Genomic DNA, 23,548 nt, shown 5'->3' with positions numbered 1-23,548 from the left:
TTTCGAGTGATCGGGTTTATGACAGCCTGTCGGAGGCATATCTACCCCGGCCGGGCGGCGGAGTTCGATTTCACAGCCGGGATCTGATCGTTCCGAACGATCTCGTGCCGTCCCGTTTATTACGGACCGGCCCCGAATCCGAGTCGTGAAATGGCGCTGCCCACAGTGTGGCAAACCCCACGAGCGCAACGATCCGCCGTGTGACAATTGTGGGCACCACCGATTCGAGCGCGCAGTCGTCCCGCAGGCGACCGCCGACGAGGAGCGCGAGCAGTTCGTCTGGGCCTGTGTGGACTGCGGCCGTCACCACCAGCGCAACAACCCGCCGTGCAGTCGCTGTGGCGGGACGACCTTCGAGAAGCAACCGCTCGACTACGGCGACTTCGAGACCGGCGAGACCCCAGGCTATGCCGACCTCGCCGGTCGGTTCGAAGCGGGGGCGGCACTGGTCGTGATCGCGATCGTGACTGTCGGCGTCCTCGGGTACCTCGGCGTCGTCGACGTCCCCGGACTCACGCCGCAGGGGCCACCCAGCGTCGAGGACGTGCCCGGCAACGAAACAGCAGTCGGTGACCTCTCGCTGGCCGACGTCGAAGCGGCAGTCCTCACTGAACTGAACGACGGGCGCGAGTCGCCGCTGGATCGCACTGACGGGCTGGATTCGATGGCGACCTATGTCAACCAGCGGCTGGTGAAAAACGACTACACTGACGAAAACGAAGAGATAACCGGCGATCAGATCCGGCAATTCGACTCACAGTGTTCTGGATCAGTGACGATACAGCAAGCAGAGACTCCGATGGCTGTCGCCGACGATACTGAACCCGAGACGGTCGCACGAGAACTCCTGGCTCAGTTTGTGATGAGTAACCAGTCAGATCCCATCCAGAGCGTCGGGATCGACGCGCACGCAGGCCCAGACGACCGCGTGTTCGTCACCGTCGCGTTCTGTCAGGCTGCGGACTCGTAAGCCTCGGTCAGCGCGTCCGTCTTCTCGATGACACGGTCGGTTCCGGCTTCCAGTGCGTCGAGCGCGTCGGTGCCGTCCTCGGTCTTGATCGTCAACACCGGGTCGGTCTGCCCGCCCGACTGCTCGGGGTTCATGTCGTAGGTCGCGGCGGCGACGCCGTCGGTCTCCAGCAGTGCCCCCTTGAGTACGTTCATGAAGGTGTGATCCTCGCCCGCGATCTCGATAGAGAGCGCGTTGTCCTCTTTCTCGATGACCCGCAGATCCATATCCACACCTACGTGCGGGACGGAATAAGTCTCACGACCTGCGACGCTCCACTCTGGGCTGCCGGCTGTGCGGTTTCGAAGGCATTCGACGTCCCGTCTGCAGAATATCTATCCGAACGCACAGACGATAGCAGCCTACATATCGCCCCAGGCGGCGATCGCACGTGACGGGGACGTGATGTCGGCGATCCACCGGACGGCGATCGCCTTTTTCAGCAAACGGGCGGGGAATCCGTCGAACGTCGAGATCGGGATGTTCAGCACGTCGTGTGCGACGGCGTCCTCACCGATGGAGATTGCCGTCCCTTTGTCTTTGTAGGTCCAGGCCTGGAGTGGCTGCCCCCGGATCGCGCGAGCGACGTTCTCGCCGGCGACCTCGGCGGCGTCCCAGGCGGCCTGCGCGTTCGGCGGGACCGGCTCGCCGGACGGCTGTTCGACGAGTGCGGCGTCGCCGATCGCGAACACGCGATCGTCGTCGGCCTGGAACGTCGTTTCGACTTTGACGCGATTGGAGTCGTGGTCTTTCTCGAGGTCGACGTTCGCCATCTCCTTGCGACCGGTGATGCCCCCGGTCCAGACGAGCACGTCGTAGCCGACCCGTTCGTCGCCGACCGTCACCGAGTCCTCGTCGGCCGCACGGATGAACTCGCCTGTCTTCATCCGAACGTTTCGTTCCTTCAGGCGGCGACGCAGCGCTTCCTGGAGTTCACTGTCGCTGTTCGGGAGAATGGAGTCAAGAGCCTCGACTAGCACGACGTCCAGCGGGGCGTCGACCTCGTCGCGAAACCGCGCGATCTCGCCGGCGGCCTGTATTCCGGAGAGTCCGGCACCGCCGACGATCACGCGGGCAGGGTCGTCGTGGCTCGCCTCCCGTGCCGCGTCCCGGATCGCGTCGTGGATCCCGAGGGCGTCGTCAAGGCTCTTCAGCGTATGTGCGTGTTTTTTGAGTCCGTCGAGCCCGAAAAACGCAGTTTCGCTCCCGATCGCAACGAGCAGGTAGTCGTAGTCGATCGTCCGCTCGTCCGCCAGCTCGACCTCCCGACCGTCGACGTCCACGTTTTCGACGTGACCCTCCACGAAGCGCGTACTCGGGGACTTGATCTCCTCGACCGGGATCGTGATCTTCTCCTGGACGGTCGGATCGCTGATGCAGCGGTGCACCTCGTGCAATACGAGGTGGTAGTCGACCTCGGAGATCCACGTGATATCCGCTTGTCCGCGTAATTCGTCCTCGAGGCTCTTGATCGCACCAGCACCGGCGTATCCCGAGCCCAGGACGACGACGTGCGCAGCCATACCCGTCCTTCAGAAGGGGCCCGATACAAAGCTGTTGAAACCGTCTGGACGTAATCGTCGTAGCTCTGTTCCGCATCGACCGCCACCGGGATGACGCTCGCTGTGACTCCCTGTCTTCCTGACTGATCCCCCGTTTCCTCAGATTCGGTGGCCCTGTCCTTCCCGCCCGAACGTCCCGCGGCCCCTCGAATCGGCCACCGTTCCGTCCCCTGCTCGCATATAATCGCATTCGGAACTATACGTAATATTTTACTACTGGAACGGGCACATTTGGGGGAACAATAATTACACAGGGGCGGGAAACACAGTTTAATGGCAGACGACGACCCCTCTGACGAGGACCTCCCGGACAACGTTCTCTTCGAGTTGTACCGGCAGTACATTGGCGAACCCGACGATCAGATCGACGTGTACCTCGGGTTCGGACTGTTCTTCGGCGGGATCGCGCTGGCGGCGTTCGGGCTCGTGTTCTTCCTGACTGGGGCCGCGTTCGAGCACGGGAGCGACACGTTCTGGCTGTTCCGCGAGATCGCCTTCTCGATGGGGATGCTGTCCGTCCCGACGCTGCTGCTCGGCGTACTGGTGCTACTGCCGGTCGATGCCCGGGCAGTCTATACTGGCCTCCTCGGAACGGTGATTACTGTCGTCGCCGTCGGCGGGTTCGCGTACCTCTATCCCTGGGAGTTCAACGTCGAAGGTGCGGAGTACACTATCCACGTCGTCCTCGCGTATGCGATCGGGATGGCACTGGTACTCGTCTCGACCGGTGCGGCACTGGTCGCCCACCAGATCGAGCGCGCCAAGCCCAGCCCGGCCGACATCGAGCCGATGGAGGAGCCCGAACCCACAGAGTCCTACACCGACGAGGAGATCCGCCAGGACATCGAGGAAGCGATGTCGGACGTCGACATCACGTGGGGCGGCGTCGAGCGTCACGAGGGCCAATCACTAACGCTCGATATGGGCGACGCCGACTACGACCTCTCCGGGATGGATGTCGACGCCGAGCGGATCACCAGCTCTTCCTCGACCGATACGCAGGTACAGGGCCTGAAGGCGCTGAAAGGCGGCGAAAAGAAGACTGCCACCTCGACATCGACGGTAGACGATCAGACCACGAAACTCAACGAACTCAGACAGCGCCGCAAGGAAGAACAGCAGTCGAAAGCCGTCACAGAATCCAGCGAAGGGCTCTTCGCAAAAATCAAAGCGTTCCTCGGCGGCCGGTCTCGGTAAATCCGCCGGTACATACTCTCACACCCTCGATTTCAGTCAAGAAAAAATTACAGTCATAATCTATTTAGACTGTTTCACATAGTTTTATTAGACCGCCCTTAGATGTCCAGAACATGGCGAAAGGACTAGACGTCGGCACGATGAACATTATTTCGGCACAACAGGAAGGCAACGAGACAGTCTTCGTCCAGCAACGAAACTCGTTCGTCGAGATCGAGTACTCCGACATGGCAGAGCAGATGCTCAGCCGGTCGGACGTACTCCACATCCGTAAGGACGACAAGGTGTACGTGGTCGGCGACGACGCGCTGAATTTCGCGAACATCTTCAACAAGGAGACCCGCCGGCCGATGAAACACGGGATCCTCTCGAGCGACGAGAAGTCGGCGATCCCGATGATGAAGCTCATCATCGAGCAGGTCGTCGGCTCGCCGGACCATCCAAACGAGAAGATCTATTTCTCGACGCCGGCCGACCCGATCGACTCGGACCTGTCGACCCTGTACCACCAGAAGACGATCGAGAGCTTCCTTGACGAGATGGGCTACGACGCCGAGCCGATCAACGAGGGGATGGCCGTCATCTACTCCGAGCTGGCGGACAACGACTTCACCGGGCTCGGGATCAGCTTCGGTGCCGGGATGACCAACGTCTGTCTGGCCTACTACGCGGTGCCCGTGATGAAGTTCTCGGTCGCCCGCGGTGGCGACTGGATCGACGAGCAGGCCGCCCAGGCGACGGGGACGCCCGTCGACAAGGTCACCTCGATCAAAGAGGAGGACTTCGAACTCGACTTCACGACCGACGTCGGCGGCGTCGAGGGCGCGCTGTCGATCTACTACGAGAACCTGCTGGACTACGTCATCGATCTCATCCAGCGCGAGATCGACGAGGAAGACGTCGAAGAGGGACTGGACGTGCCGGTCGTTGTCACCGGTGGCACGTCCACCCCTGACGGGTTCACGAAGCTGTTCGAGCGACACCTCGAAGAGGCGAACATCCCCTTCTCGATCAGCGGCGTCTCACACGCTGACGAGCCGATGTACTCGGTCGCCCGCGGTGGACTGGTCGCCGCCCGGTCGGACGAAGAACAGCCCGAACAGGAAGAAGTCGAAGAAGAAGAGCCTGAAGCTGCCGAAGCTGAAGACTGATCTGTTAGAAATTCGGGTTTCCGGCTATTCCCAACCTGTATTCGCGCCGTTCAGGATAGGGTCTATTGCGCCTTCTTGTCCGCCGTCTCGTCACTCTCGTCGATCGCTTCATCGGCTTCGTCACTCTCGTCGATCGCTTCATCGGCTTCGTCACTCTCGTCGATCGCTTCATCGGCTTCGTCACTTTCGTCCGTCGATTCATCGGCTTCGTCACTTTCGTCGGGTTCGTCCGCTATTTTGTCGCCGTCCGCTCGTTGCCCGTGTTCGTCATTCTCGTCTGCTGTTCGCCCCTCTTCGTTCGCCGAGCGGTCGCCAGACGCGTCGTCCGCGTTCGATTCAACCTCGACCAGGGCTGCAGTCTCTCCGGAGCCGACGATAGCGGCGTCGCTGTCGATATGCTTCTGGTAAAACCGTTCCAGGGCACGCTCCCACGGCTCCTCCGGTCGCGTTTGCACCTCATGTTCGACTGGCGTGTCGACGAATCCGCAGTCGGCACACACGTAGGCTTTCTGCTCGCCCAGCGAGTAGACCTCTAGGTCGCCCCCGCACCGGGAACAGTCCATACTGACGGGTACAATTGTGAGGAATATAATTCTCCCGCTGTCGATCCGGTCGTTTATTCGCCCTGGAGGGCAAAACCCGCGTCATGTCACTCGGGCTCGATCAAACGCAACTCGACCGGTACTCTCGACACATCATCCTCGACCACGTCGGCCCGGCGGGACAGGCCGCGCTGCTGAATAGCTCGGTCCTCGTGGTCGGGGCGGGCGGGCTCGGATCGCCGATCGTCCAGTATCTCGCCGCGGCCGGCGTCGGCCGACTCGGAATCGTCGACGACGACCGCGTCGAACGGAGCAACCTCCAGCGCCAGGTCGTCCACGGCGAATCCGACATCGGCCGACTGAAAGTCGAGAGCGCCGCCGAGTTCGTCGCCGAACTGAACCCGGATGTGACCGTCGAGACCCACGACCTGCGAGTCGCGCCGGACAACGCGATGGAGTTGATCGACGGCTACGACGTCGTCGTCGACGCGACCGACAACTTCCGGACGCGGTTCCTGCTCAACGACGCGTGCGTGCTGACGGAGACGCCACTGTCACACGGTGCCGTCTATCGCTTCGAGGGGCAGGTCACGACCTTCGAACGAGAGGAGGGGTCGCCCTGCTACCGCTGTCTGTTTCCGGAGGCACCACCCGAAGGAGCCGTGCCGGACTGTGCGACCGCCGGCGTCCTTGGTGTCGTCCCCGGGCTGATCGGTACCATCCAGGCCACCGAAGTAATCAAGCTCCTGATCGAGTACGGCGAGACTCTCGACGGACGACTGTGGAACGTCGACGCCGCCGGAATGGACGTCGAGACGGTCCCGCTCCGCCGCAACCCCGACTGCCCGGTCTGCGGTGACGATCCCGCGGTCACTGCCATCGAGGACGTCAAATACGCCGATCGGTGTCGAGCCCCCTCCGAGTAGCCGGCCCTGCTCTGCCTCGATATCCTCTCTTTTCTCCCCTTAGTTATCAGAATAGATAATTTGGTGCCGGAATTTATACCAGTATTGGCCGTCCTTTCGGATGGAAATCCGATGTCTGTCCGACGAATATCACGGCCGAAACTCGATCACCAGATTTCGGAGTACGTCGGACTGGTCGTCGCACTCGTCCTCGTGTGGGGGGTCGGTGACGCGTTGTCGACGCTATGGGCCATCGAGGCGACGGGATCGATCCACGGCGAAGCCAATCCGTGGATCCAGGCCGTCCTCGAACACGACCCGGCTCTCTTGCTCGTCGTCAAATCCGGGGTCGTCGTGATCACCGGCGGGCTGTTGCTCTCCCAGCGGGAGTTCGTCGAGAGCGTGCCGGGCTGGCGGCTCTGGTTCGGTTCGCTGCTCGCCGTCGGTTCGATCATCGTCGCCGGCAACGTCTACGTCGGTCTCGCTGCCGTGCTGTGATCGTCACCCGCTCAGTTGCCTCGCGACGTTTCTCGGCGGTTGCGGAAATTCCTCCGGGTGGATCAATCCGGCCAGGTGTTCGGCCGTCTCGATCAGGCGCGGCCCCGGCCGGTTGACGTAATGGTGGCCGTCGAGGGCGTACACGCGGTCTTCGCGGACGGCCCTCAGATCGTCCCAGCCCGGACGGTCCGTGAGTTCACGTCGGTTCTCGAGCGTCTGCTCCAATCCGTAGCCGCACGGAGCCGCGATCAGTACGTCCGGGTCCGCGTCGCGGATCTCGCCCCACTCGCGCGGCCGCGAGCGCTCGCCCGACGCGGCCAGTGGATACGTGCCGCCGGCCGCAGCGACGAGATCCGGCACCCAGTGGCCGGCGACCATGACGGGGTCCATCCAGTCCAGGACGGTCACTGATGGCGTGTCGAGCGCGGCCGTTCGATCCCGAACCGTCCCGATCCGGCTTCGCCACTCCGAGACGAGTTCGACGGCCTCTTGCTCGCGGTCTGTCGCTCGCCCGATCCGTCGCACGTCCTCGTAGAGGTCCGATAGCGAGTGCGGGTCGGCCGTCAGGATCTCCGTCTCCAGATCGAGGTCGTCGATCACCTCCACGACGAGCACGCGATCGACCGCACAGACGTCACAGATCCCCTGCGTGATCACGAGATCCGGGTCGAGTTCGGCCAGCAGCTCCGCGTCGATCTCGTAGAGACCGCCGCCCTCCTCGGCGGCTGCGACCTGTTCGTTGATCGCGGCGCTGTCGGCCGCGTCGCCGATCCGGGAGCGCTCGACGGCCGGGATCGATCTGGCTGCCGGCGGGTAATCACACTCACTGGAGACGCCGACGGGTTCGATCCCCAGCGCAAAACAGATCTCCGTGGCCGCCGGAAGCAGTGACACGACGCGCATGCCTGCGTTTCGGGCCGCCGTGGGAAAACGTCGCCGCTAGAAGGGGAGGCGATCGCGAAGCCGGGAGAGTCGCGATTTTTCGTCTTGCTGTTCCGGACCGATGACGTTCTCGTCGGGGACGATGACTGTCCGTTCGTCCTCGTCGTCTGCGGAGATCAAGCCGTCGGCCTTCAGCTGGGCCAGCGCTTCTTCCAGGTCGTTGATGTCGAGGTCGACGTGCGACCGCAACTCGAAGATCGTCATCCCCTCTTCAGCCCTGTCGGCGAGGGCGTCGAGCACCACGACTTCGTCGTCGTCGCGGTCGCGGTACTCCGGCTTGGCTTGCATGTGCGCCCCTTCGACCGCGACTCTCTTACGCTTATTCCTCCCGTGCCGGGAAGGTTCGTTTGCCGGCCAAGCAGTACGCTTATGGTTCGAAGGCGGCCACGTATTGACAATGAGTCTCAAGTGTTCGATCTTCGGGCACTCCTTCGAAGAGTCTACCGTCGAGCGCGAGCGCGAAGAACAGGGGAGTGAGGTGGTCATCACGATCCGTGAAGTCCAGACCTGCACGCGCTGTGGCGAGACGCGCGTCGTCTCCGAGAACAAGGAGGTCACGACACTCGAAACACCCGACGACGTCGGTATGGTACCCGAGGAGTCTGCCGACGACGGCGTCGACTCCGCTGGCGATCCCGACGCTGCCGTCGAGTCCGATCCGGAAGCCGCCGTCGAGTCCGAGTCCGACGCCGACGTGACTGCTGCGGACGATGCCGATCCCGAACCGGCGGCCGAGGGGAGCCCGCCGTCTCAGAGCGAGACCGGGGAGGGCCCGCCGTCTCCGAGCACGAGCGAGGAGAGCTCGCCGCCTCAGAGCGAGACTGAGGAGCGTTCGTCGTCTGCGGGGAGCGACGGGACGACGCCGGAGGCGAGTGAAGAGCCGCCGGTCACTGACGACGCGGAGATTCTCGAGGACGATCCGGAGACGCCTGATCGCGAGCCGGGCCAGTGGCCACAGGAGGCCGATGAGAATGGTTCGGAACCGACAGGTGAGGTCGGACCGGATCTGGGCGCGATCGAGGAGGCCGAATCCGACGTCGACGAGAGCAAGACCGACGCGGAATTCATCGACGAGAGCGACGAGTCGGACGCCCAGCCACAGACGAACGAGTGGCCCTCCGAAGAAGAGATCGACGCCGCGAGCGAACCCGACGCCGGCGGTCCCGGGGCAGTCACGGTGCCAGGGGGCTCGTACGTCTGTCGGGAGTGTGGCTTCTCGACGCCGGTCGAAGAGTCGTCGCTTCGGGAGGGCGACTTCTGCCCGGAGTGTCACCGTGGGACGCTCGTCCACGTGGAGGGTCAATAGAACGCGAAAAGAGTATACCGTCCCCCGGCCAACGACCGCCCATGCGAGAGTACAAGATGCGGAGGGGCGAATATCTCTCCGACCGCATCCCCGACATGGAAGCGACCGTCGAGGAGTATTTCGGGTCCATCACGGGGACAGAGGAATACAAGGGTAACGAACTCTACGTCGTCGACAATCCGGACAACGCGGTCTTCGAGCGTGTCGTCGCCGGGACTGTCGAATACGGCAGCAAGAAGGACAAGCTGGCGCTGGAAATCGAAGAGCGTCCGGCGGAGGAAGTCATCGCGTCGGGCGACGTCGATGACGCCGAGGAAGCCGTCTCGCTCAAAAACGAGTTCCTGCTCGAAGCGACCGGCCGCGACGCCAAGGCTCGCCGTGACTCGATGAAACGCTCCGTCGAGGACGAACCGGACAGCGTCGACGACGTCTAGATCCTGCCGCGTCGCCCCCGACATTCGTCATACGGGCGGCTGTACGCTTGGAAAGACGTTCCCCACCTCCGGGTGGCGATTCATTTCGAAATGGTACAGCCGGCCGTATCAGTCGTTGACGTCTTCGAGGTGGTTGTTGACGACGACGCGGCCGGCAGGCGTCAGCTGGAGTCCGTCCTCGCTGTCGGTGAGCAATCCCTTCTCTTCGAGCCGGCTGCGCAGGAGTTCGACCTCGCTGGCGTCCATATCGAGTACGGCAGGGAGTGGAATCCCCTCCATGTCCCCGGCCGAGTAAACGGCCACCAGCAGCTCTTTTTCGGGCTTCGAGAGGTCGACGTCCCGTATTTCCTCCATGACCTCGCGGTACTCTCGCCGGAGATACCGTCCGAGAATGCTCATCTTCCGGGTCGAGGGGAGTGCGGCCAGCGTAACGGTCGCGTTCCCGTTCCGGTTGTGCGTCGTCGACAGAACCGGGCGTGACGCCCCGGCGATCTCCCGTGAGAGGCGCTCGAATCCGGTGACCGTCGCGAGCCGGATCGTGAACTCCCCGTCCTGTCGCTTGAAGCGGATCTGCCGTGGCTTCACGAACAGCTTCGCGGGTGTGAACTCTGCCCCGGTGACCCGACCACCGATCCGGGCGGGGTGTTTGACTGTCGCTTCGGTGCCGTTGAGCAGCGCCTTGTACAGCACCGAATTGAACTTCTCGATGGTGTCGCCGTCGGCTTCGATGGCGGCGACGTACTGCTGGTCGTTGCGCTCGAACGCGATCGTCACCGTCGAATTGAAGAAGTCACCCAGTTCCTCGGGCACCTGGCCGACAGCAACGTCGACGATCGAAGAGAGCGGAATCTGGGTCTTTCCCTCCCCGGCAGCCAGCACGAGCCGCTTGCGGCTAAGGAGGATGCGGCCCTTGATGGGCTCGGAACGAGCGGACTTCTGGGAGTTGAACGTTCCGACGAAGTCCGCGATGATCGATTCCGACATCTCTTGACTACCCAGTACTTGTGCCGGATGAATCTTGAGGGTTTCGAGCCACTAGCACGCGAGAGAACGCCGCGGTCCGACTGGAACGACCGACAGCTTCCTACCCGAGCGAGTCGGCGATGTCCGAGAGCGACCCCTGCGGGGGCTCGTGGACCGTGTAGACGACTCGCTGCCCGGGCTCGCGCAGCCCGTAGTGATACCCCTCCGAAAGCACGTCCAGCAGGAGCGAGCGCCCCGGTTCGGCCTCGCTGTCGTCGATCCACTCGACCAGGCGGTTCTCGCCCTCGTCCTCGCGAGCGAGTCGGGCGTTGTCGAAGGCACCGCTGACGTGGCATGTGTCGTCCAGTCCTGCGTCGACGCGGGCGTGATACGCCTGCCCGTCGAGCGTGATACGGACGACATCGCCGTCGCTGGCGTCGATCGACTCGGGGAGTTGGAGTTCCGGACGTGATGTCCGACCGGCGGTGCCAAGCGTCACGCGGTGGGTTTCGACCGCCTCGTGGTCGCTGGCGATCCGGTCGGCCATCGCCTTAGTCTTCGTCGGATTCGCCCAGCAGCTCGGTGACGTCGCTGCTTCCAGCTTCGGCGATCACCGCGTTGATCTGGCGGACCTCGTCGCTGATCTCGCGACCCCGGACGGTCACGCGCTTGCGCTCGCCGTCACGCGACGGCTCGTAGCCGACGCCGCCCTCCAGCAGGACGGACTTGAGGCTCGGGCCGCGCACGTCCCCGCGGAGCGGACGGCCGGCCGTGTCCGAGCCGCCCGTTATCTCCAGCGTGTAGCCGTCGAGCCCGACGGCACCGCCGTCGACCTCGTCGCCGATCTCTCGGCCTACGAATCGGTTCGCGTCCTGTCCGTCGACGTCGATCTGGTACGTCTCGCCGCTGTCGGGATCCGCAACGGCGACGGTGAAATCTGCCATGCCTGTAACCTGCCAGTCGCGCTTAAAAAGCCCGTCGAACCGCAACGGCGGTCATTCGACCCGTGTTACCTTACATCTTCCAACAGCGAGAGAATCCCGGCGTTTACGCCGGGCGTGAATCGCGTCACAGCAGCACATTTTTGCCTGCCGCGCCCGTTTGCACACCCAACCGAGGCGGCACGGCCGCCCCCATGTCGGGACAATTGGACAATTTCGGGATTCCAGCCCGACTCTCGCAAGGTATCCCTTGCGGGAGCGGCGAGGATACCGACAGAAAACAACAAGGTGCCTCCGAATCCCCTACGGGATAGGAGTAACGGGGGCGTGGCACTCCCTGCACTCGTCGGTGTGCGAACGTAAGTTCCCAACGCTTCCGCTTTCCGGCGGTGAGGGGAAGCCGCGCCGTGAACGGCGCGGAGGATGTCACTGTACCGTCACAGGCGAGCTGCTGTCGAACCGCAACGGGTCGTCCAGACGTGTCAACGACGGTCGATCCCGACGATCGTCGAGACGCGCGCGTTCTCTTTCAGGTACAACCCCGAACCGCCGACCGACAGCGGCACGCGACCGAGCGATTGCACCGAGAGCGTCGGGTGGAAGGCCCCGCGTTCGCGGACGGCCTCCCGAGTCTGGACCTTGGCGAAGAGGTCGTCCGGGAGCGTCAGCGACTCGTTGTACTCTAGCAAGTACTGGCCTGCATTGAGGTGCCACCATTCGTAGTCGTCGTCAGGGTTGCGGAGCGTCCGCTCGTGGGGTGTCAGCTCCGCGTCTTCGAGTTCGCCACCGCCGAAATCGACCCGCCCCGGCGCGTCGACCTCGTAGACTTCCGCGACGGTCAGGTCGAATCCGCGTCCCGAAGCTTGGCTCGGTTCGTGGACGATGTCCTCGACGAACTGTGTCAGATCCATGTTCGGGCCGACGGCCGCCAGCGTGAAAAATATCGGTCCAGAACGCCACTCGCGGATTTGAATGATAATCCCTGCTAGTTTTCAATCGATGGGAACGCACGCGAGGGTTATGGCCGGAACGCACCGAGTAGAGGATACGATGTCCGGGATGCGCGCCGAACTCGAGATACCGGCGACCGAGGCCTGTCCCGTCGCCAGGTTCACCGAACGGACTGACGGGTCGGTCACCTCGGTTCGCCGTGCGAGGAACGGGGACGGGGAGTACACCGAGGAGTTCACCGCGACCGGAAACGTCGATCCGGGTGCGTTCGATCAGGACCTCGAATCGCTGTTCGAGTACCAGTCCGCACAGGTCTTTCAGTTCACCCACGACCTGAAGGACTGCGTCTGTGAGTACGTCGAACAGCACGAACACCCGATCGCCGACGTCCGCGCACAGGACGGTTCGCTCGTCCTGACGCTTCACCTGACGAATATCACCGATCTGCGCGATCTCGTAACCGATCTCCGCGAGCAGTTCGGCTCGGTGCGCATCCGCTATCTGCTGCAGGTCGACAGCGACGAGGAAGGTGCCGACGACGTCGTCCCGATCAACCGCGCTCGCCTGACCGACCGCCAGCTCGAAGTCCTGGAAACCGCCCACGAGATGGGCTATTTCTCTTATCCGCGCTCGGCCAACGCCACCGACGTCGCCAACGCACTGGGGATCGACGCCTCGACGTTCACGGAACATCTCGCCGCAGCCCAGTCGAAGTTGATGGACGAGATCCTCACGACGCCATAGCCGGGCGAGTTCGACCGTGGTAACGCCGATCCCTTTTAAAACTCCTTTATTCTTTAGGGTAACCTAATACAGTGGTCGGCTCGAAACGGTCCGACGATGCACGTAGCAGCCGACGTGACAGAGTTGATCGGAGAGACGCCGCTGGTTCGAGCCGATTCGATCGCCGAGAACCTGCTGGTGAAACTAGAGTCGTTCAATCCCTACTCGGTCAAGGATCGGATCGCCCGTGAGATGCTCGATGCAGCCGCCGAGGCGGGCGAGTTGACAGCGGAGACGGTCGTCATCGAGCCCACGAGCGGGAACACTGGGATCGGCCTGGCGGCGGTCTGTGCCGCACGGGATCAGGAACTGATCTTGACAATGCCCGAATCGATGAGCGAGGAGCGGCGCAAACTCCTCCGGGCGCTCGGGGCCGAGCTGGAGTTGACCGACGCCGACGGGGGGATGGGCGGCGCTATCGATCGTGCCGACGAACTCGCCGAGGAGTACGACGACACCTTCATCCCCCAGCAGTTCGAGAACCCCGCCAATCCGCAGGCTCACCGCAGGACGACGGGCCCGGAACTGGACGAGGCGACCGACGGCGAACTCGACGTCTTCGTCGCCGGCGTCGGCACCGGCGGGACGATCACCGGCGTCGGCACGTATTTCCAGGAAGCCGACGCCGACGTCGATCTGATCGCCGTCGAGCCCGAGGACTCCGCGGTGCTGTCCGGCAGGGAAGCGGGCAGCCACGGCATCCAGGGGATCGGCGCCGGATTTATCCCCGATATCCTGGAACGGGACCTGCTTGACGAGGTCCGCACGGTGGGCAAGGACGACTCGATCGAGATGGCCCGTCGTCTCGCCAGCGAGGAGGGGATCGCCGGCGGGATCTCGACGGGTGCGAACGTCCACGTCGCCGCGGAGGTCGCGCGCGAACGTCCGAACAACCTGGTCGCGACGATCGTCTGTGATCCTGGCGAGCGATACCTCTCGACGGACCTGTACGATTTCTAGCTCCCGCCGATTCGCTTTCGGACCTGGCGGACTTCCAGCCCCACCGACTCGCTCTCGTGGCCGGATCGAGAGCTTTTCGCCCGTCGCCCGCCAGCTACTGGTATGAACTACGAGGCCGAACTCGACGCGGCGATCCGGGCCGCGGCCGTAGGAATGGAAGCCATGGGCGCCGAGCGCGGCGACCTCCGCGATGTCGGCGGAACCGAGACCAAATCGAGCGTCAACGACATGGTGACGGCGGCCGACCGAGCCAGCCAGGACGCCATCCTCGAGGTGCTGAAGTCCACGTTTCCCGACGATAGCGTCGTCGGCGAGGAGGGAACCGGTGAGCAGTACAGCGGCGACGGCCGGGAGTGGATCGTCGATCCGATCGACGGGACGGCCAACTTCGCGGTCGGCTTTCCGTACTATTGTGTCTCGATCGCGCTCGCCGTCGACGGCCTCGTGCAGGTCGGGGTCGTCGCCTCGCCCCCGCGGGCACTCGATCGACTCTGGTACGGCGTCCGCGGAGCCGGGGCGTTCGTCCACCACGGGGTCGACGGGGTGGACGACGCGGACGACCTCGACGGCACGTCCCTCGCGGTCAGCGACCGTGACGCACTCCCCGGTGCGGTCGTGTTCGGCCGGTTGAGCGAGCGCGACGCTGGCGTCCGGGCCATCGACGAAATCACAGTCCGGGGGATCCTCGACCGGGACGGCCAGTTCCGCCGACCGGGAAGTGCCGCGATCAACCTTGCGCAGGTCGCGGCGGGCCACGCAGACGGCTACCTCATCCTCTCGATCCAGGAGTGGGACGTCGCGGCCGGGGCCTTGCTGGTCGAAGAGGCCGGCGGGACCGTGCGCCGCCGTCCGTCCCGGATCGAGGAGGGGTCGATCGAGATCGTCGCGTCGAACGGCTCGATCCAGGCCGATCTCGAAGCGGTCGCTGCCGAGGCGATCGAACAGGCCGAAGAGTAACGCGCTTCACGCAGGTGCGTAACAGACCCAGCCCTTCGCCGGAACAGTCAGCTCGACCCAGCCGTCCTCGTCGGTCTGGATGTCTTTCCCGGTTTCAGTGTAGTCTTTCAGCGTGGTTTCCTCCCAGCCGGTGTAGACCCACTCCGTACGCGGACAGTCGGCCTTGTTGATCCCCGTCAGGAGGTTCCGGTAGCGCTCGTGGACGAACAGGTCCCGATCGGCGTGTCTGATGAACTGCTCACCGCTGGCGAGCGTGCGCTTGATCCAGACGAGATTCGACAGCCACTCGGCGTCGTACTCGATGCCCTCGGCCGTGGCGTGGTTGCTGTAGACGAACGGGTAGCCGGGTGCCGTGAGGATGAACGCATACGCCAGCCGTGAGAGTTGTGGTGGCCCCTCGTCGTGGTTGGCGACAAAGGTCACGGCACGATCGGGGTCGCGCCCGAGCAACGAGTCCTCGTGCTGGAGTGTCCCCTCCAGCCAGCGGAAGTCGCCGCCCTCGTGGAAGGCATCGTGCATCGTGAAAAAGAGCGGGTAGTCGAACGCGCGCATTCCCGTGTCGGTGTAGGCCTGCAGGAAGTCGGTATCGCCGTCGAAGACCTCGCCGACCCGGAAGAAGTCGTGCTGGTCGGCCCACTCGTTGAGGAACTCCTCGAAGTACCACATCGGGACGTGCTTGGCTGCGTCCCAGCGAACCCCGGCACAGCCGGTCTGGGCGATCTTCTCGACGTACGCCCGGAGATGGCGGGTAACCTCGGGGTTCGTCTGATCGAGGTCCCACAGATCGAACAGTTGCATCGTTGTCCGACCGCCCTCGTGGGGGTGGTGGTAGTAGTCGGGATCGTCGAGGTGTGCGTAGGTGTCGTCGCCCGGAGCGTCCGTGGCCGTGTGGTTGACGATCGCGTCGATGTAGACCTCGACCTCGCCGGTCTGGACGCTGGCGAGTTGCTCGACCATCTCCTCGAACTCGTTTTCGGTGCCGAGCGGCGAGTCCCAGGTGAGGTGATCCCGGGGGTTGTACCCGTTGCTGTCGGGCGTGTTCGGCTCCATCGGCGGCTGGACCCACACGGCGCTGTAGCCCGCGCGAGCGATGCGATCGGCCTCGCTGGCGATCCGGTTCCAGTGGTCGCCGTCCGGTCCCAGATCATCGTCGTAGTCGAAATACTGGAGCCCGACGGGTTCGCCCGTGGTTGGAGTCCGCTCGTCGACGAGCGGGGCGCTGACGGGGAGACTCGCCGCGTCCGCCGCGTCCCAGTCACTCGCTTCGTCCGACACTGCCGTGCCCTGTCTATCCCTGTGCATGAGTTTGGTGCCCCGAGCGCGGATATCGGGGTATGTCATCAACCTACGTACCGAGGGGCATATATGTCTTTCATCAATTATCTATACTTATTCGGATGGAAAAACCCGCATAGCGTCGTGCGGATGTCTGACGCAATGTCGCTCTCTCTGTGCGCCCGGGCCGCGTTCTCCTAGGATCAACGACAAGTTGAGGGAACGAGCACGCACGGGTCGTCGTCGCGATATCCGGAAGAGGGCCGAGGGCCAGACGGCAGGGATGGGGGACAGTTTCGCCCCGTTTTTGTACCATGAGCTTCGACGCGATGGCTGCGGAGTTCGAGACTGGCAGGGATGGGGGACAGTTTCGCCCCGTTTTTGTACCAGGGCGGCAAACAACCCGCCATGGAGCGTGTCCGATGAGTGCTGGAGCGGCAACGCTGATCGCGCTCGTTGCAGGCATCATCGCGCTGGGCGTCCTCGCACAGTTGCTCTCTGCCCGGCTGCAGCTCCCGAGCATCATTTTCTACATCTTCGCCGGGCTCGCGCTCGGCCCGGCCGCCGAGCTGATCCTCGGCACACGGATCATTTCGCTGTCGACGTTCGGCGGCGAGGAGACCCTGTCGGCGGTCGTCGGGCTCGCGGTCGCGATTATCGTCTTCGAGGGGGCATTCCACCTGCAGATCGATCGGATCCGCGAGGCGCCGACGGCGTCATTCCGGCTGGTCACAGTCGGCGCGGCGATCGCGCTGGTCGGGACGGCGCTGGCCGTTCATCTGGTCTATCCCGAGGTCGGCTGGGGGATCTCGTTTCTGATCGGGGCACTGCTCGTCGCGACCGGCCCGACCGTGATCGCGCCGATCCTGCAGGTCGTCCCCGTTCGCGATCGGGTGGCGGCCACGCTCGAAACGGAGGGGATCGTCAACGACGTGACCGCGGCGATCCTCTCCGTCGTGGTCTTCAAGGTGATCGTCATCCAGGGCGAGACGCCGGCCGACATCTTCACCGAGTTCACGGCACGTCTCGGTCAGGGACTGCTCGTCGGCGTGATCGTCGCCGGCGTCGTCTACTACCTCCTGCGATACGTGGATCTCTCCCCCGGCGACGCGCCGCGCAACGCGCGGCTGCTCGTGCTCGCCGGGGCGCTGGTCGCGTACGCCGGTGCGGACTTCCTGGCCGGCGAAGCCGGTGTGGCTTCCGCCGCGACGGCCGGCTTTCTGCTCGGGAACGCCAACGTCCCCTACGAGGAAGACATCGTGGACTTCAAAGGCGACGTCACGCTGCTGGTCCTGTCGTTCGTGTTCATCATTCTCGCCGCGCTGCTGGAACTGGACGCGCTTGCCGACGTCGGATTGCCCGGGTTGCTGGTCGTGGCCGCGATCGCGCTGGTGATCCGGCCGCTGCTGGTGCTCGTCTCGCTGGCCGGCGATCGATTTACCGTCAGCGAGAAACTGTTCGTCGGGTTCGTCGGTCCGCGCGGCATTATCCCGGCGTCCGTGGCCACGTTGTTCGCCATCCAGTTACAGGCGCAGGGGGCCGTCCACGACGCGAACGTGCTGCTCGGCGTCGTGTTCCTCGCTATCTTGCTGACGGCCGTCTTCGAGGGCGGTCTGGCGCGGTACATCGCGGAATACCTGGACGTGATACCAATGCGAGTCATCATCGTCGGAGGCGGGAGAGTGGGCCGTGCGCTCGCCGACCGCCTCGAAGAACGCGGAGAGAACGTCGTACTGCTCGAACGCGACGAGACAGTCGTCGAACAGGCACGCAACCAAGGCTACACCGTCGAACACGGTGACGGCACTGACACCGACGTACTCCGGTCGGCTGGAGCGAACGCTGCGAAGATCGTCGTCGCTGCGACAGGTGACGACGACGCGAACCTGCTGATCTCTCAGCTAGCGTCCTCGAAGTTCGACGTCGAGAACGTCATCGCGCGAGCGAACAACCCCGACAACGTCGAACCGTTCGAGGAACTGGGCGTGCAGACGATCTCCTCGTCGCTGGCGATCGCCTGGGCGATCGACAACCAGATCGAGCGCCCTGCTCTCTCGCACTGGATGACCGATCTCGATCGAGTCGGGGACGTTCAGGAGGTCGAACTCAGGAACCCGGCGCTGTTCGATCGTCCCGTCCTGGAGATCGGACCGGAACTGCCGGACTCCTGTCTGATCGCACTGGTCTACCGCGACGGCGAGGCCGTCGTCCCGACGGCAGACTACACGATCCATAAGGGCGACCGACTCACGCTGCTCGGCCGGACCGAAGCAGTCCGCGAGGGGATGGCGCTCTGTCGGGGCGAAACCGAACGGTAGTCTACGCCGATTGGTCCGTCAGCGGTGTGGTGTCCGCTCCATCGCCCAGAATACACAGTTCTTGCTGTTTGTGATAAAATATTAGATTTGATCGGACCGAGATAAGATACTGAACCAGCAATATTTGCGCCAGATTACTGGCTGGGACGGGCGCGCGCACCGAAATTCTCCCTCGTATCGGAGATTCTAGTCGGCCGCCGGTTGACAAACGTCCATATTTCCCCGGGAATACCCGTAGAGATATTGACGTCCGATACCCTTATACACATATTATTCTGCCCAATATTGGACGATCGTCTACCAACACCTCTCAATTTTATCGATCTTGGTGGCAATCCTTATGTACCAGTCTTTCTATGGGCTCACCCGTGAAGCGCAAAACGAACGTAGCAAGAATCGTCGAGAAGTTGGACGAAGAACAATCAAAAATCGATATAGACTGAAATATGATCGAAGCAATACCACTACAGGTCGAACCAAGCGCGATCACTGATGCCGTCAACCAGACGTGGATTCTGACGGTCTCGTTCCTGATCTTCTTCATGCACGCCGGTTTCGCGATGCTGGAGGCAGGTCAGGTACGGGCGAAGAACGTCGCTAACCAGTTGACGAAGAACTTGCTGACCTGGAGCGTCGGCGTCACGGTGTTTTTCTTCATCGGGGTCGGAATCTCCGGGCTCGTCGGCGGCGATCCGTTCACCGAGTCGTTGCCGTACCTCGCTGACGACCCCAGCGGATACATCGGCTGGCTGTACGGCGCGGTTTTCGCCATGACGGCGGCGACGATCGTCTCCGGGGCGGTCGCTGGCCGGGCGAGACTACGCGCATACGTCACGTACACGTTCCTGCTGGCGGCGATCATCTACCCTGTCGTCACGGGGATCACCTGGGCGGGCGCGTACATCCAGGTCGGCGACGCCGTGTTCCACGACTTCGCCGGCGGGATGATCGTCCACGGGATGGGCGGCATCGCTGGCCTCACTGCGGCGTGGATCCTCGGACCGCGCATGGATCGCTACAACGCTGACGGGTCGGCCAACGTCATCCCCGGCCACTCGCTGACCTTCGCCGTCCTCGGGACGTTGATGTTGGCCTTCGGCTGGTACGGATTCAACGTTGGGACGGCCGCGGCGATGTACGAGACTGAAGCGGGACTGATGGCGTTCAACGGCGCAGTGCTGGGACGAGTCGCGATGGGAACGACGATCGCCATGGCCGCCGGCGCGATGGGCGCCGGACTGGTCGCCTGGCTCAGGACCGGCAAGGTCGACACGCTGTACGTCGCGAACGGCCTGCTTGCTGGCCTCGTCGGCATCACGGCCATCCCTGACACCACCCACTACCTCGGTGCGCTCCTGATCGGCGGAATCGCAGGCGCACAGCTTCCGATCGTCTTCAGCTTCGTCGAGAAACGCATGAAAATCGACGACGTGTGTGCCGTCTTCCCGGTCCACGGCAGTGCCGGGATCATCGGCACGCTCGCGTTTCCGTTCGTCCACTACGATCTGGGCGTTCCGCTCGCTGAAGCGGCACTCACGCAGCTGCTCGGCGTCGTCGTGATCGCGGCCTGGACGGTCGGTGCCACGGCAGTCGTCTGGTACGCCCTGAAGGCGGCCGGTCAGGCCCGGGTCACGCCCGAACACGAGCGTGACGGACTGGACATCTCCGAGCACGGCGTCGACACCTACCCCGAGTTCGGTGACGAGGAAGGCGTTGTCGCTGACGGCGGCCGCGTCCGAACCGACGGTGGGGTCCGCTGCACCACGCGAGGTGATTCCGAATGAGCGACACTGACATCAAGATGGTCGTCGCGATGATCCGGCCCGACAAACTCGGAGACGTCAAGAAGGCGCTGGTCGAGGCTGGCGCGCCCTCGCTGACGGTCACGAACGTCTCGGGTCGTGGCTCCCAGCCCGCGAAGAAAGGCCAGTGGCGCGGCGAGGAGTACGTCGTTGATCTCCACCAGAAGGTCAAAATCGAGTGCGTCGTCGCCGACACGCCCGTCGAGGACGTCGTCGAGGCGATCAAAGACGGTGCGCACACCGGCGAGAAAGGCGACGGGAAGATCTTCGTCATGCCCGTCGAGAGCGCCGTCCAGATCCGAACCGGCAAGGAAGGCCCCGAGGCCGTCTGATCGACCGAGTGACGGGGCCGTGACCATGACATCGACCGACGTCGACGCCGATGGACTGTCGGAGCTGGACGACGACGACCGGGCGGTGCTGGAGGCACGGATCCGCGACGCCCGGACCGACGCCGAGACGATCGCTGTCGAGACGGGGATCGCGGCCGATCGCGTCGAAGCGAAGCTCACCCGTCTCGAAGATGCCGGTGTGATCGACGGCTACACGACCCGCCTCGACTACGGGGCGCTAGGATACGACGTGACGGCCCTGTTCCGGCTGTCGGTCGCCGACGATTCGGCGCTCGACCGCCTCCGGGACGACCTGCGGTTCGTCGCGCTCTACGCGGTGACCGGTGGTGACGACGCCGTCGCGATCGGGAAGTTCGGCGACACTGACGCGCTCAATACGGTCGCCACCGAACTGCTGACCGACGACGCCGTCCGCTCGCTGACCGTCACTGTCGTGCGGGACGTGCTCCGGGAGTTCGAGCCGACTGTCCCCGACGGGGAACTCCCCTGATCCGGACCGCTCGCGAGTCGGCCGTCGTCACCTCATGACTCCCGGCTGGACAACTCGCACACGAGAGTACTCGCGAGCCGGCCGTCGTCACCTCATGACTCCCGGCTGAGCTACTCGCGGACGAGACCGCTCGTGAGCCGGCCGTCGTCACCTTCTTTCCACTCTGGTCCGAACCACCCTCCATGAACCACGACGAGTCACGCGACCTGTACGACCGTGCACTGTCGGTCATGCCCGGCGGGGTCAACTCCTCGGTCCGGGCGACTCGCCCCTACCCATTCTTCGTCCAGAAGGGCGACGGCGGCCACGTGATCGACGCCGACGGCAACCGCTACATCGACTTCGTGATGGGCTACGGCCCGCTCCTGCTCGGCCACGACCTCCCCGAACCGGTACAGGCTGCGGTCCAGCAGCGGGCCAGCGAGGGGCCGATGTACGGCGCACCCACCGAAGTCGAGGTCGAACTCGCGGAGTTCGTCGCTCGGCACGTCCCCAGCGTCGAGATGGTTCGGTTCGTCAACAGCGGGACCGAGGCGACTGTCTCGGCCGTCCGTCTCGCCCGCGGCTACACCGGCCGCGATAAGATCGTCATCATGGAGGGGAGCTATCACGGCGCCCAGGAATCGACGCTGGTCGACGGCGAACGCGACGACACTGCCCCTTCCAGTCCGGGCATCCCCGAGAGCTTTGCCGAACACACCCTGACTGTCCCGTTCAACGACGAGACTGCCATCCACGAGGTCTTCGAGGAACACGGCGAGGACATCGCCGCGGTGCTCACCGAACCGATCCTGGGCAACCACGGCATTGTCCACCCTGTCGAGGGCTACCACCAGACGTTACGCGAGTTGACCGACCAGTACGGCGCGCTGCTGATCTTCGACGAGGTCATCACCGGCTTCCGCGTCGGCGGCCTCCAGTGTGCCCAGGGGAAGTTCGGAATCGACCCCGACATCACGACGTTCGGTAAGATCGTCGGCGGCGGCTTCCCGGTCGGCGCGATCGGCGGGAAAAGCGAGATCGTCGAACACTTCACGCCCGCCGGCGACGTGTTCCAGTCGGGGACGTTTTCGGGTCACCCCGTGACGATGGCTGCCGGCCTCGAAACGCTGCGGTACGCCGCCGAAAACGACGTGTACGACTATGTCAACGATCTGGGCGAGCGGCTGCGCTCCGGGATCGCCGACATCCTCGAGGATCAGGCACCGAGCTACACAGTCGTCGGGACCGATTCGATGTTCAAGGTGATCTTCACTCGCGACGGCGCGTTCGGCGAGGAACACTGCGAAAGTGGCTGCACCCAGGACCCGACCTGTCCGCGCTACGAGCACTGTCCGAAAAACGGCGCGGACGTCGATCGCGCCGAGACCGAACGCTGGGAGCGCCTGTTCTGGCCCGCGATGAAAGACGAGGGGATTTTCCTGACGCCCAACCAGTTCGAATCGCAGTTCGTCTCTGCTGCACACACCGCTGACGACGTCGAACAGGCGCTGGAAGCCTACAAGCGCGTGCTGTGAGACCTCGCCGCAGAAATCTCCGTTCGGCTTCAGGTTGGTCTCGCAATCGGTCGCGCTCCTCATACGGATGATTGTACGTCTGTTCCGTATCGACCGCCCGAAGTGGGGCGATCGGAGCGGTAAACCGTTACAATAATCCGTATCACTCGAAGAGGTACGCGTCGAGTTCCCCGATCGCGATCGCGCCCGCGACGGCGAGTAGCGCAGCCCCGACTGCGAGCAGTCCCACTGCGACGGCGATGTTGGCCTCTGCCATCAACGTCGCTACACCCGCGACGACAGCCAGGAAACCCGTCGCAAGGACGATCGCGAAAACGACCGACCGCTGGCGGCCGTGCTTGTCCGACTCGAACAACTGTCCATCACTGAGTTCGGCCATGGTCGGCGGTACACAATCATCTGTGAATAATGTTGGGGGATCGATTCGTCGTGTTGTCAGACTATTCCGGCCCCTGAACTATAAGAGCGACTCGGCCGTTGATGGACACGCAATGCATCACTTTGACTTCGAGGACCGCGTGGTCGCCGTCACCGGCGGCGCATCGGGGATCGGGCGCGAGACAGCCGTCCAGTTTGCCGAACACGGCGCGTCAGTCGTCGTCGCCGACGTCGACGACGAGGGCGGACAGGACACGGTCGAACAGATCGAGAGCGACGGTGGAGAGGCCGTCTACGTCAACACCGACGTCACG

General features: G+C 63.7%; 27 protein-coding genes. 16 read left to right on the top strand and 11 right to left on the bottom strand.

The features are described 5' to 3' along the window. The first annotated feature begins 145 nt into the window (after nucleotides 1–145). Nucleotides 146–970 carry a hypothetical protein gene (locus OB916_RS10435; protein ID WP_315909236.1) on the top strand — a complete coding sequence of 275 codons (825 nt, stop codon included), beginning with the start codon at nucleotides 146–148 and terminating at the stop codon, nucleotides 968–970. Here the strand turns inward: OB916_RS10435 and OB916_RS10430 are convergent. Both OB916_RS10430 and OB916_RS10425 read right to left on the bottom strand, forming a co-directional pair. Then, nucleotides 952–1,236, bottom strand: coding sequence for a DNA-directed RNA polymerase subunit L (locus tag OB916_RS10430; protein ID WP_315909235.1), 285 nt, complete (start codon nucleotides 1,234–1,236; stop codon nucleotides 952–954). The two genes, OB916_RS10435 and OB916_RS10430, sit on opposite strands and share 19 nt — an antisense overlap. Before the next feature lie 135 nt (nucleotides 1,237–1,371). Beyond that, nucleotides 1,372–2,532 carry an NAD(P)/FAD-dependent oxidoreductase gene (locus OB916_RS10425; protein WP_315909234.1) on the bottom strand — a complete coding sequence of 387 codons (1,161 nt, stop codon included), beginning with the start codon at nucleotides 2,530–2,532 and terminating at the stop codon, nucleotides 1,372–1,374. Between the two features lie 312 nt (nucleotides 2,533–2,844). Here OB916_RS10425 and OB916_RS10420 point away from each other — a divergent pair, with 312 nt between their 5' ends. Both OB916_RS10420 and OB916_RS10415 read left to right on the top strand, forming a co-directional pair. Continuing rightward, nucleotides 2,845–3,768, top strand: coding sequence for a DUF7139 domain-containing protein (locus tag OB916_RS10420; RefSeq protein ID WP_315909233.1), 924 nt, complete (start codon nucleotides 2,845–2,847; stop codon nucleotides 3,766–3,768). A gap of 113 nt (nucleotides 3,769–3,881) precedes the next feature. Further along, nucleotides 3,882–4,919: a cell division protein FtsA gene (locus OB916_RS10415; protein ID WP_315909232.1), complete on the top strand. Its 1,038-nt coding sequence runs from the start codon at nucleotides 3,882–3,884 to the stop codon at nucleotides 4,917–4,919. Between the two features lie 62 nt (nucleotides 4,920–4,981). On the opposite strand, the gene OB916_RS10410 is transcribed toward OB916_RS10415, so the two are convergent. After that, the gene (locus OB916_RS10410) at nucleotides 4,982–5,482 is read right to left on the bottom strand and encodes a hypothetical protein (protein WP_315909231.1); all 501 of its coding nucleotides are present in this window, start codon (nucleotides 5,480–5,482) and stop codon (nucleotides 4,982–4,984) included. Between the two features lie 83 nt (nucleotides 5,483–5,565). Here OB916_RS10410 and ubaA point away from each other — a divergent pair, with 83 nt between their 5' ends. After that, nucleotides 5,566–6,387 (top strand): SAMP-activating enzyme E1, encoded by an 822-nt coding sequence (ubaA, locus tag OB916_RS10405; RefSeq protein WP_315909230.1) that lies wholly within the window; start codon nucleotides 5,566–5,568, stop codon nucleotides 6,385–6,387. Between the two features lie 111 nt (nucleotides 6,388–6,498). After that, entirely contained in the window at nucleotides 6,499–6,864 is a 366-nt protein-coding gene (locus OB916_RS10400) for a hypothetical protein (protein ID WP_315909229.1), read from the top strand. A gap of 3 nt (nucleotides 6,865–6,867) precedes the next feature. On the opposite strand, the gene OB916_RS10395 is transcribed toward OB916_RS10400, so the two are convergent. After that, nucleotides 6,868–7,767 (bottom strand): cobalamin-binding protein, encoded by a 900-nt coding sequence (locus OB916_RS10395; RefSeq protein ID WP_315909228.1) that lies wholly within the window; start codon nucleotides 7,765–7,767, stop codon nucleotides 6,868–6,870. 36 nt (nucleotides 7,768–7,803) lie between these two features. After that, nucleotides 7,804–8,094 carry a DUF6432 family protein gene (locus tag OB916_RS10390; protein WP_315909227.1) on the bottom strand — a complete coding sequence of 97 codons (291 nt, stop codon included), beginning with the start codon at nucleotides 8,092–8,094 and terminating at the stop codon, nucleotides 7,804–7,806. A gap of 109 nt (nucleotides 8,095–8,203) precedes the next feature. Here OB916_RS10390 and OB916_RS10385 point away from each other — a divergent pair, with 109 nt between their 5' ends. Further along, a complete protein-coding gene (locus tag OB916_RS10385) occupies nucleotides 8,204–9,112 on the top strand; it encodes a DUF7093 family protein (RefSeq protein WP_315909226.1) in 909 nt (302 codons plus the stop codon). 41 nt (nucleotides 9,113–9,153) lie between these two features. Beyond that, entirely contained in the window at nucleotides 9,154–9,546 is a 393-nt protein-coding gene (locus tag OB916_RS10380; protein WP_315909225.1) for a DUF5611 family protein, read from the top strand. A gap of 108 nt (nucleotides 9,547–9,654) precedes the next feature. Here the strand turns inward: OB916_RS10380 and OB916_RS10375 are convergent, their stop codons facing one another. The 4 genes from OB916_RS10375 to OB916_RS10360 form a co-directional block, all read right to left on the bottom strand. Then, entirely contained in the window at nucleotides 9,655–10,530 is an 876-nt protein-coding gene (locus tag OB916_RS10375) for a CheF family chemotaxis protein (protein ID WP_315909224.1), read from the bottom strand. Nucleotides 10,531–10,630: 100 nt separating this feature from the next. Beyond that, nucleotides 10,631–11,056 (bottom strand): DUF7112 family protein, encoded by a 426-nt coding sequence (locus tag OB916_RS10370; protein ID WP_315909223.1) that lies wholly within the window; start codon nucleotides 11,054–11,056, stop codon nucleotides 10,631–10,633. 4 nt (nucleotides 11,057–11,060) lie between these two features. Then, nucleotides 11,061–11,453, bottom strand: a complete 393-nt coding sequence (locus OB916_RS10365; RefSeq protein WP_315909222.1) for a 30S ribosomal protein S6e — start codon at nucleotides 11,451–11,453, stop codon at nucleotides 11,061–11,063. Between the two features lie 479 nt (nucleotides 11,454–11,932). Next, on the bottom strand, nucleotides 11,933–12,361 hold the full coding sequence (locus tag OB916_RS10360) for a dCTP deaminase (RefSeq protein ID WP_315909221.1): 429 nt from the start codon (nucleotides 12,359–12,361) through the stop codon (nucleotides 11,933–11,935). Nucleotides 12,362–12,470: 109 nt separating this feature from the next. Between OB916_RS10360 and OB916_RS10355 the strand changes: the two genes are divergently transcribed. From OB916_RS10355 to OB916_RS10345, 3 genes are all read left to right on the top strand, one after another. Beyond that, nucleotides 12,471–13,145, top strand: a complete 675-nt coding sequence (locus tag OB916_RS10355) for a helix-turn-helix domain-containing protein (protein WP_315909220.1) — start codon at nucleotides 12,471–12,473, stop codon at nucleotides 13,143–13,145. Between the two features lie 96 nt (nucleotides 13,146–13,241). Continuing rightward, nucleotides 13,242–14,144 carry a cysteine synthase A gene (gene cysK, locus OB916_RS10350; protein WP_315909219.1) on the top strand — a complete coding sequence of 301 codons (903 nt, stop codon included), beginning with the start codon at nucleotides 13,242–13,244 and terminating at the stop codon, nucleotides 14,142–14,144. Nucleotides 14,145–14,246: 102 nt separating this feature from the next. After that, complete coding sequence (locus tag OB916_RS10345) at nucleotides 14,247–15,101, top strand: inositol monophosphatase family protein (protein WP_315909218.1); 855 nt, start codon at nucleotides 14,247–14,249, stop codon at nucleotides 15,099–15,101. A 6-nt stretch (nucleotides 15,102–15,107) separates the two neighbouring features. Here the strand turns inward: OB916_RS10345 and OB916_RS10340 are convergent, their stop codons facing one another. Beyond that, nucleotides 15,108–16,442: an alpha-amylase domain-containing protein gene (locus OB916_RS10340; RefSeq protein ID WP_315909217.1), complete on the bottom strand. Its 1,335-nt coding sequence runs from the start codon at nucleotides 16,440–16,442 to the stop codon at nucleotides 15,108–15,110. A gap of 356 nt (nucleotides 16,443–16,798) precedes the next feature. On the opposite strand from OB916_RS10340, the gene OB916_RS10335 reads away from it, so the two are divergent. The 5 genes from OB916_RS10335 (at nucleotide 16,799) to hemL (ending at nucleotide 22,856) form a co-directional block, all read left to right on the top strand. After that, on the top strand, nucleotides 16,799–18,694 hold the full coding sequence (locus tag OB916_RS10335) for a cation:proton antiporter domain-containing protein (protein WP_315909216.1): 1,896 nt from the start codon (nucleotides 16,799–16,801) through the stop codon (nucleotides 18,692–18,694). Nucleotides 18,695–19,140: 446 nt separating this feature from the next. After that, nucleotides 19,141–20,478 (top strand): ammonium transporter, encoded by a 1,338-nt coding sequence (locus tag OB916_RS10330; protein ID WP_315909215.1) that lies wholly within the window; start codon nucleotides 19,141–19,143, stop codon nucleotides 20,476–20,478. Next, nucleotides 20,475–20,828 carry a P-II family nitrogen regulator gene (locus tag OB916_RS10325; protein ID WP_315909214.1) on the top strand — a complete coding sequence of 118 codons (354 nt, stop codon included), beginning with the start codon at nucleotides 20,475–20,477 and terminating at the stop codon, nucleotides 20,826–20,828. The genes OB916_RS10330 and OB916_RS10325 overlap by 4 nt, the downstream gene beginning before the upstream one ends. Nucleotides 20,829–20,853: 25 nt before the next feature. Continuing rightward, nucleotides 20,854–21,339, top strand: a complete 486-nt coding sequence (locus OB916_RS10320; protein ID WP_315909213.1) for an Lrp/AsnC family transcriptional regulator — start codon at nucleotides 20,854–20,856, stop codon at nucleotides 21,337–21,339. A 182-nt stretch (nucleotides 21,340–21,521) separates the two neighbouring features. Next, nucleotides 21,522–22,856 (top strand): glutamate-1-semialdehyde 2,1-aminomutase, encoded by a 1,335-nt coding sequence (gene hemL, locus OB916_RS10315; protein WP_315909212.1) that lies wholly within the window; start codon nucleotides 21,522–21,524, stop codon nucleotides 22,854–22,856. A gap of 142 nt (nucleotides 22,857–22,998) precedes the next feature. On the opposite strand, the gene OB916_RS10310 is transcribed toward hemL, so the two are convergent. After that, complete coding sequence (locus OB916_RS10310; protein WP_315909211.1) at nucleotides 22,999–23,235, bottom strand: hypothetical protein; 237 nt, start codon at nucleotides 23,233–23,235, stop codon at nucleotides 22,999–23,001. 112 nt (nucleotides 23,236–23,347) lie between these two features. Here OB916_RS10310 and OB916_RS10305 point away from each other — a divergent pair. Next, a partial coding sequence (locus OB916_RS10305) for an SDR family NAD(P)-dependent oxidoreductase (protein WP_315909210.1) occupies nucleotides 23,348–23,548 on the top strand: 201 nt, incomplete at its 3' end.

The organism is Halapricum hydrolyticum (assembly GCF_025517535.1).
Taxonomy (GTDB): domain Archaea; phylum Halobacteriota; class Halobacteria; order Halobacteriales; family Haloarculaceae; genus Halapricum; species Halapricum hydrolyticum.
The sequence above is the reverse complement of the archived record's forward strand: the minus strand, read 5'-3'. Positions and strand labels throughout refer to the sequence as shown.

What these genes read in the sequence shown, in the direction of transcription:
- OB916_RS10325 (WP_315909214.1), top strand. Translation starts at nt 20,475, where the DNA reads ATGAGCGACACTGACATCAAGATGGTCGTCGCGATGATCCGGCCCGAC.
- OB916_RS10310 (WP_315909211.1), bottom strand. Translation starts at nt 23,235, where the DNA reads ATGGCCGAACTCAGTGATGGACAGTTGTTCGAGTCGGACAAGCACGGC.
- OB916_RS10355 (WP_315909220.1), top strand. Translation starts at nt 12,471, where the DNA reads ATGGCCGGAACGCACCGAGTAGAGGATACGATGTCCGGGATGCGCGCC.
- OB916_RS10345 (WP_315909218.1), top strand. Translation starts at nt 14,247, where the DNA reads ATGAACTACGAGGCCGAACTCGACGCGGCGATCCGGGCCGCGGCCGTA.
- OB916_RS10400 (WP_315909229.1), top strand. Translation starts at nt 6,499, where the DNA reads ATGTCTGTCCGACGAATATCACGGCCGAAACTCGATCACCAGATTTCG.
- OB916_RS10375 (WP_315909224.1), bottom strand. Translation starts at nt 10,530, where the DNA reads ATGTCGGAATCGATCATCGCGGACTTCGTCGGAACGTTCAACTCCCAG.
- OB916_RS10340 (WP_315909217.1), bottom strand. Translation starts at nt 16,442, where the DNA reads ATGACATACCCCGATATCCGCGCTCGGGGCACCAAACTCATGCACAGG.
- OB916_RS10380 (WP_315909225.1), top strand. Translation starts at nt 9,154, where the DNA reads ATGCGAGAGTACAAGATGCGGAGGGGCGAATATCTCTCCGACCGCATC.
- OB916_RS10410 (WP_315909231.1), bottom strand. Translation starts at nt 5,482, where the DNA reads ATGGACTGTTCCCGGTGCGGGGGCGACCTAGAGGTCTACTCGCTGGGC.
- OB916_RS10385 (WP_315909226.1), top strand. Translation starts at nt 8,204, where the DNA reads ATGAGTCTCAAGTGTTCGATCTTCGGGCACTCCTTCGAAGAGTCTACC.
- OB916_RS10365 (WP_315909222.1), bottom strand. Translation starts at nt 11,453, where the DNA reads ATGGCAGATTTCACCGTCGCCGTTGCGGATCCCGACAGCGGCGAGACG.
- OB916_RS10320 (WP_315909213.1), top strand. Translation starts at nt 20,854, where the DNA reads ATGACATCGACCGACGTCGACGCCGATGGACTGTCGGAGCTGGACGAC.
- OB916_RS10335 (WP_315909216.1), top strand. Translation starts at nt 16,799, where the DNA reads ATGAGTGCTGGAGCGGCAACGCTGATCGCGCTCGTTGCAGGCATCATC.
- OB916_RS10420 (WP_315909233.1), top strand. Translation starts at nt 2,845, where the DNA reads ATGGCAGACGACGACCCCTCTGACGAGGACCTCCCGGACAACGTTCTC.
- OB916_RS10425 (WP_315909234.1), bottom strand. Translation starts at nt 2,532, where the DNA reads ATGGCTGCGCACGTCGTCGTCCTGGGCTCGGGATACGCCGGTGCTGGT.
- hemL (WP_315909212.1), top strand. Translation starts at nt 21,522, where the DNA reads ATGAACCACGACGAGTCACGCGACCTGTACGACCGTGCACTGTCGGTC.
- OB916_RS10415 (WP_315909232.1), top strand. Translation starts at nt 3,882, where the DNA reads ATGGCGAAAGGACTAGACGTCGGCACGATGAACATTATTTCGGCACAA.
- ubaA (WP_315909230.1), top strand. Translation starts at nt 5,566, where the DNA reads ATGTCACTCGGGCTCGATCAAACGCAACTCGACCGGTACTCTCGACAC.
- OB916_RS10430 (WP_315909235.1), bottom strand. Translation starts at nt 1,236, where the DNA reads ATGGATCTGCGGGTCATCGAGAAAGAGGACAACGCGCTCTCTATCGAG.
- OB916_RS10330 (WP_315909215.1), top strand. Translation starts at nt 19,141, where the DNA reads ATGATCGAAGCAATACCACTACAGGTCGAACCAAGCGCGATCACTGAT.
- OB916_RS10390 (WP_315909227.1), bottom strand. Translation starts at nt 8,094, where the DNA reads ATGCAAGCCAAGCCGGAGTACCGCGACCGCGACGACGACGAAGTCGTG.
- cysK (WP_315909219.1), top strand. Translation starts at nt 13,242, where the DNA reads ATGCACGTAGCAGCCGACGTGACAGAGTTGATCGGAGAGACGCCGCTG.
- OB916_RS10360 (WP_315909221.1), bottom strand. Translation starts at nt 12,361, where the DNA reads ATGGATCTGACACAGTTCGTCGAGGACATCGTCCACGAACCGAGCCAA.
- OB916_RS10370 (WP_315909223.1), bottom strand. Translation starts at nt 11,056, where the DNA reads ATGGCCGACCGGATCGCCAGCGACCACGAGGCGGTCGAAACCCACCGC.
- OB916_RS10395 (WP_315909228.1), bottom strand. Translation starts at nt 7,767, where the DNA reads ATGCGCGTCGTGTCACTGCTTCCGGCGGCCACGGAGATCTGTTTTGCG.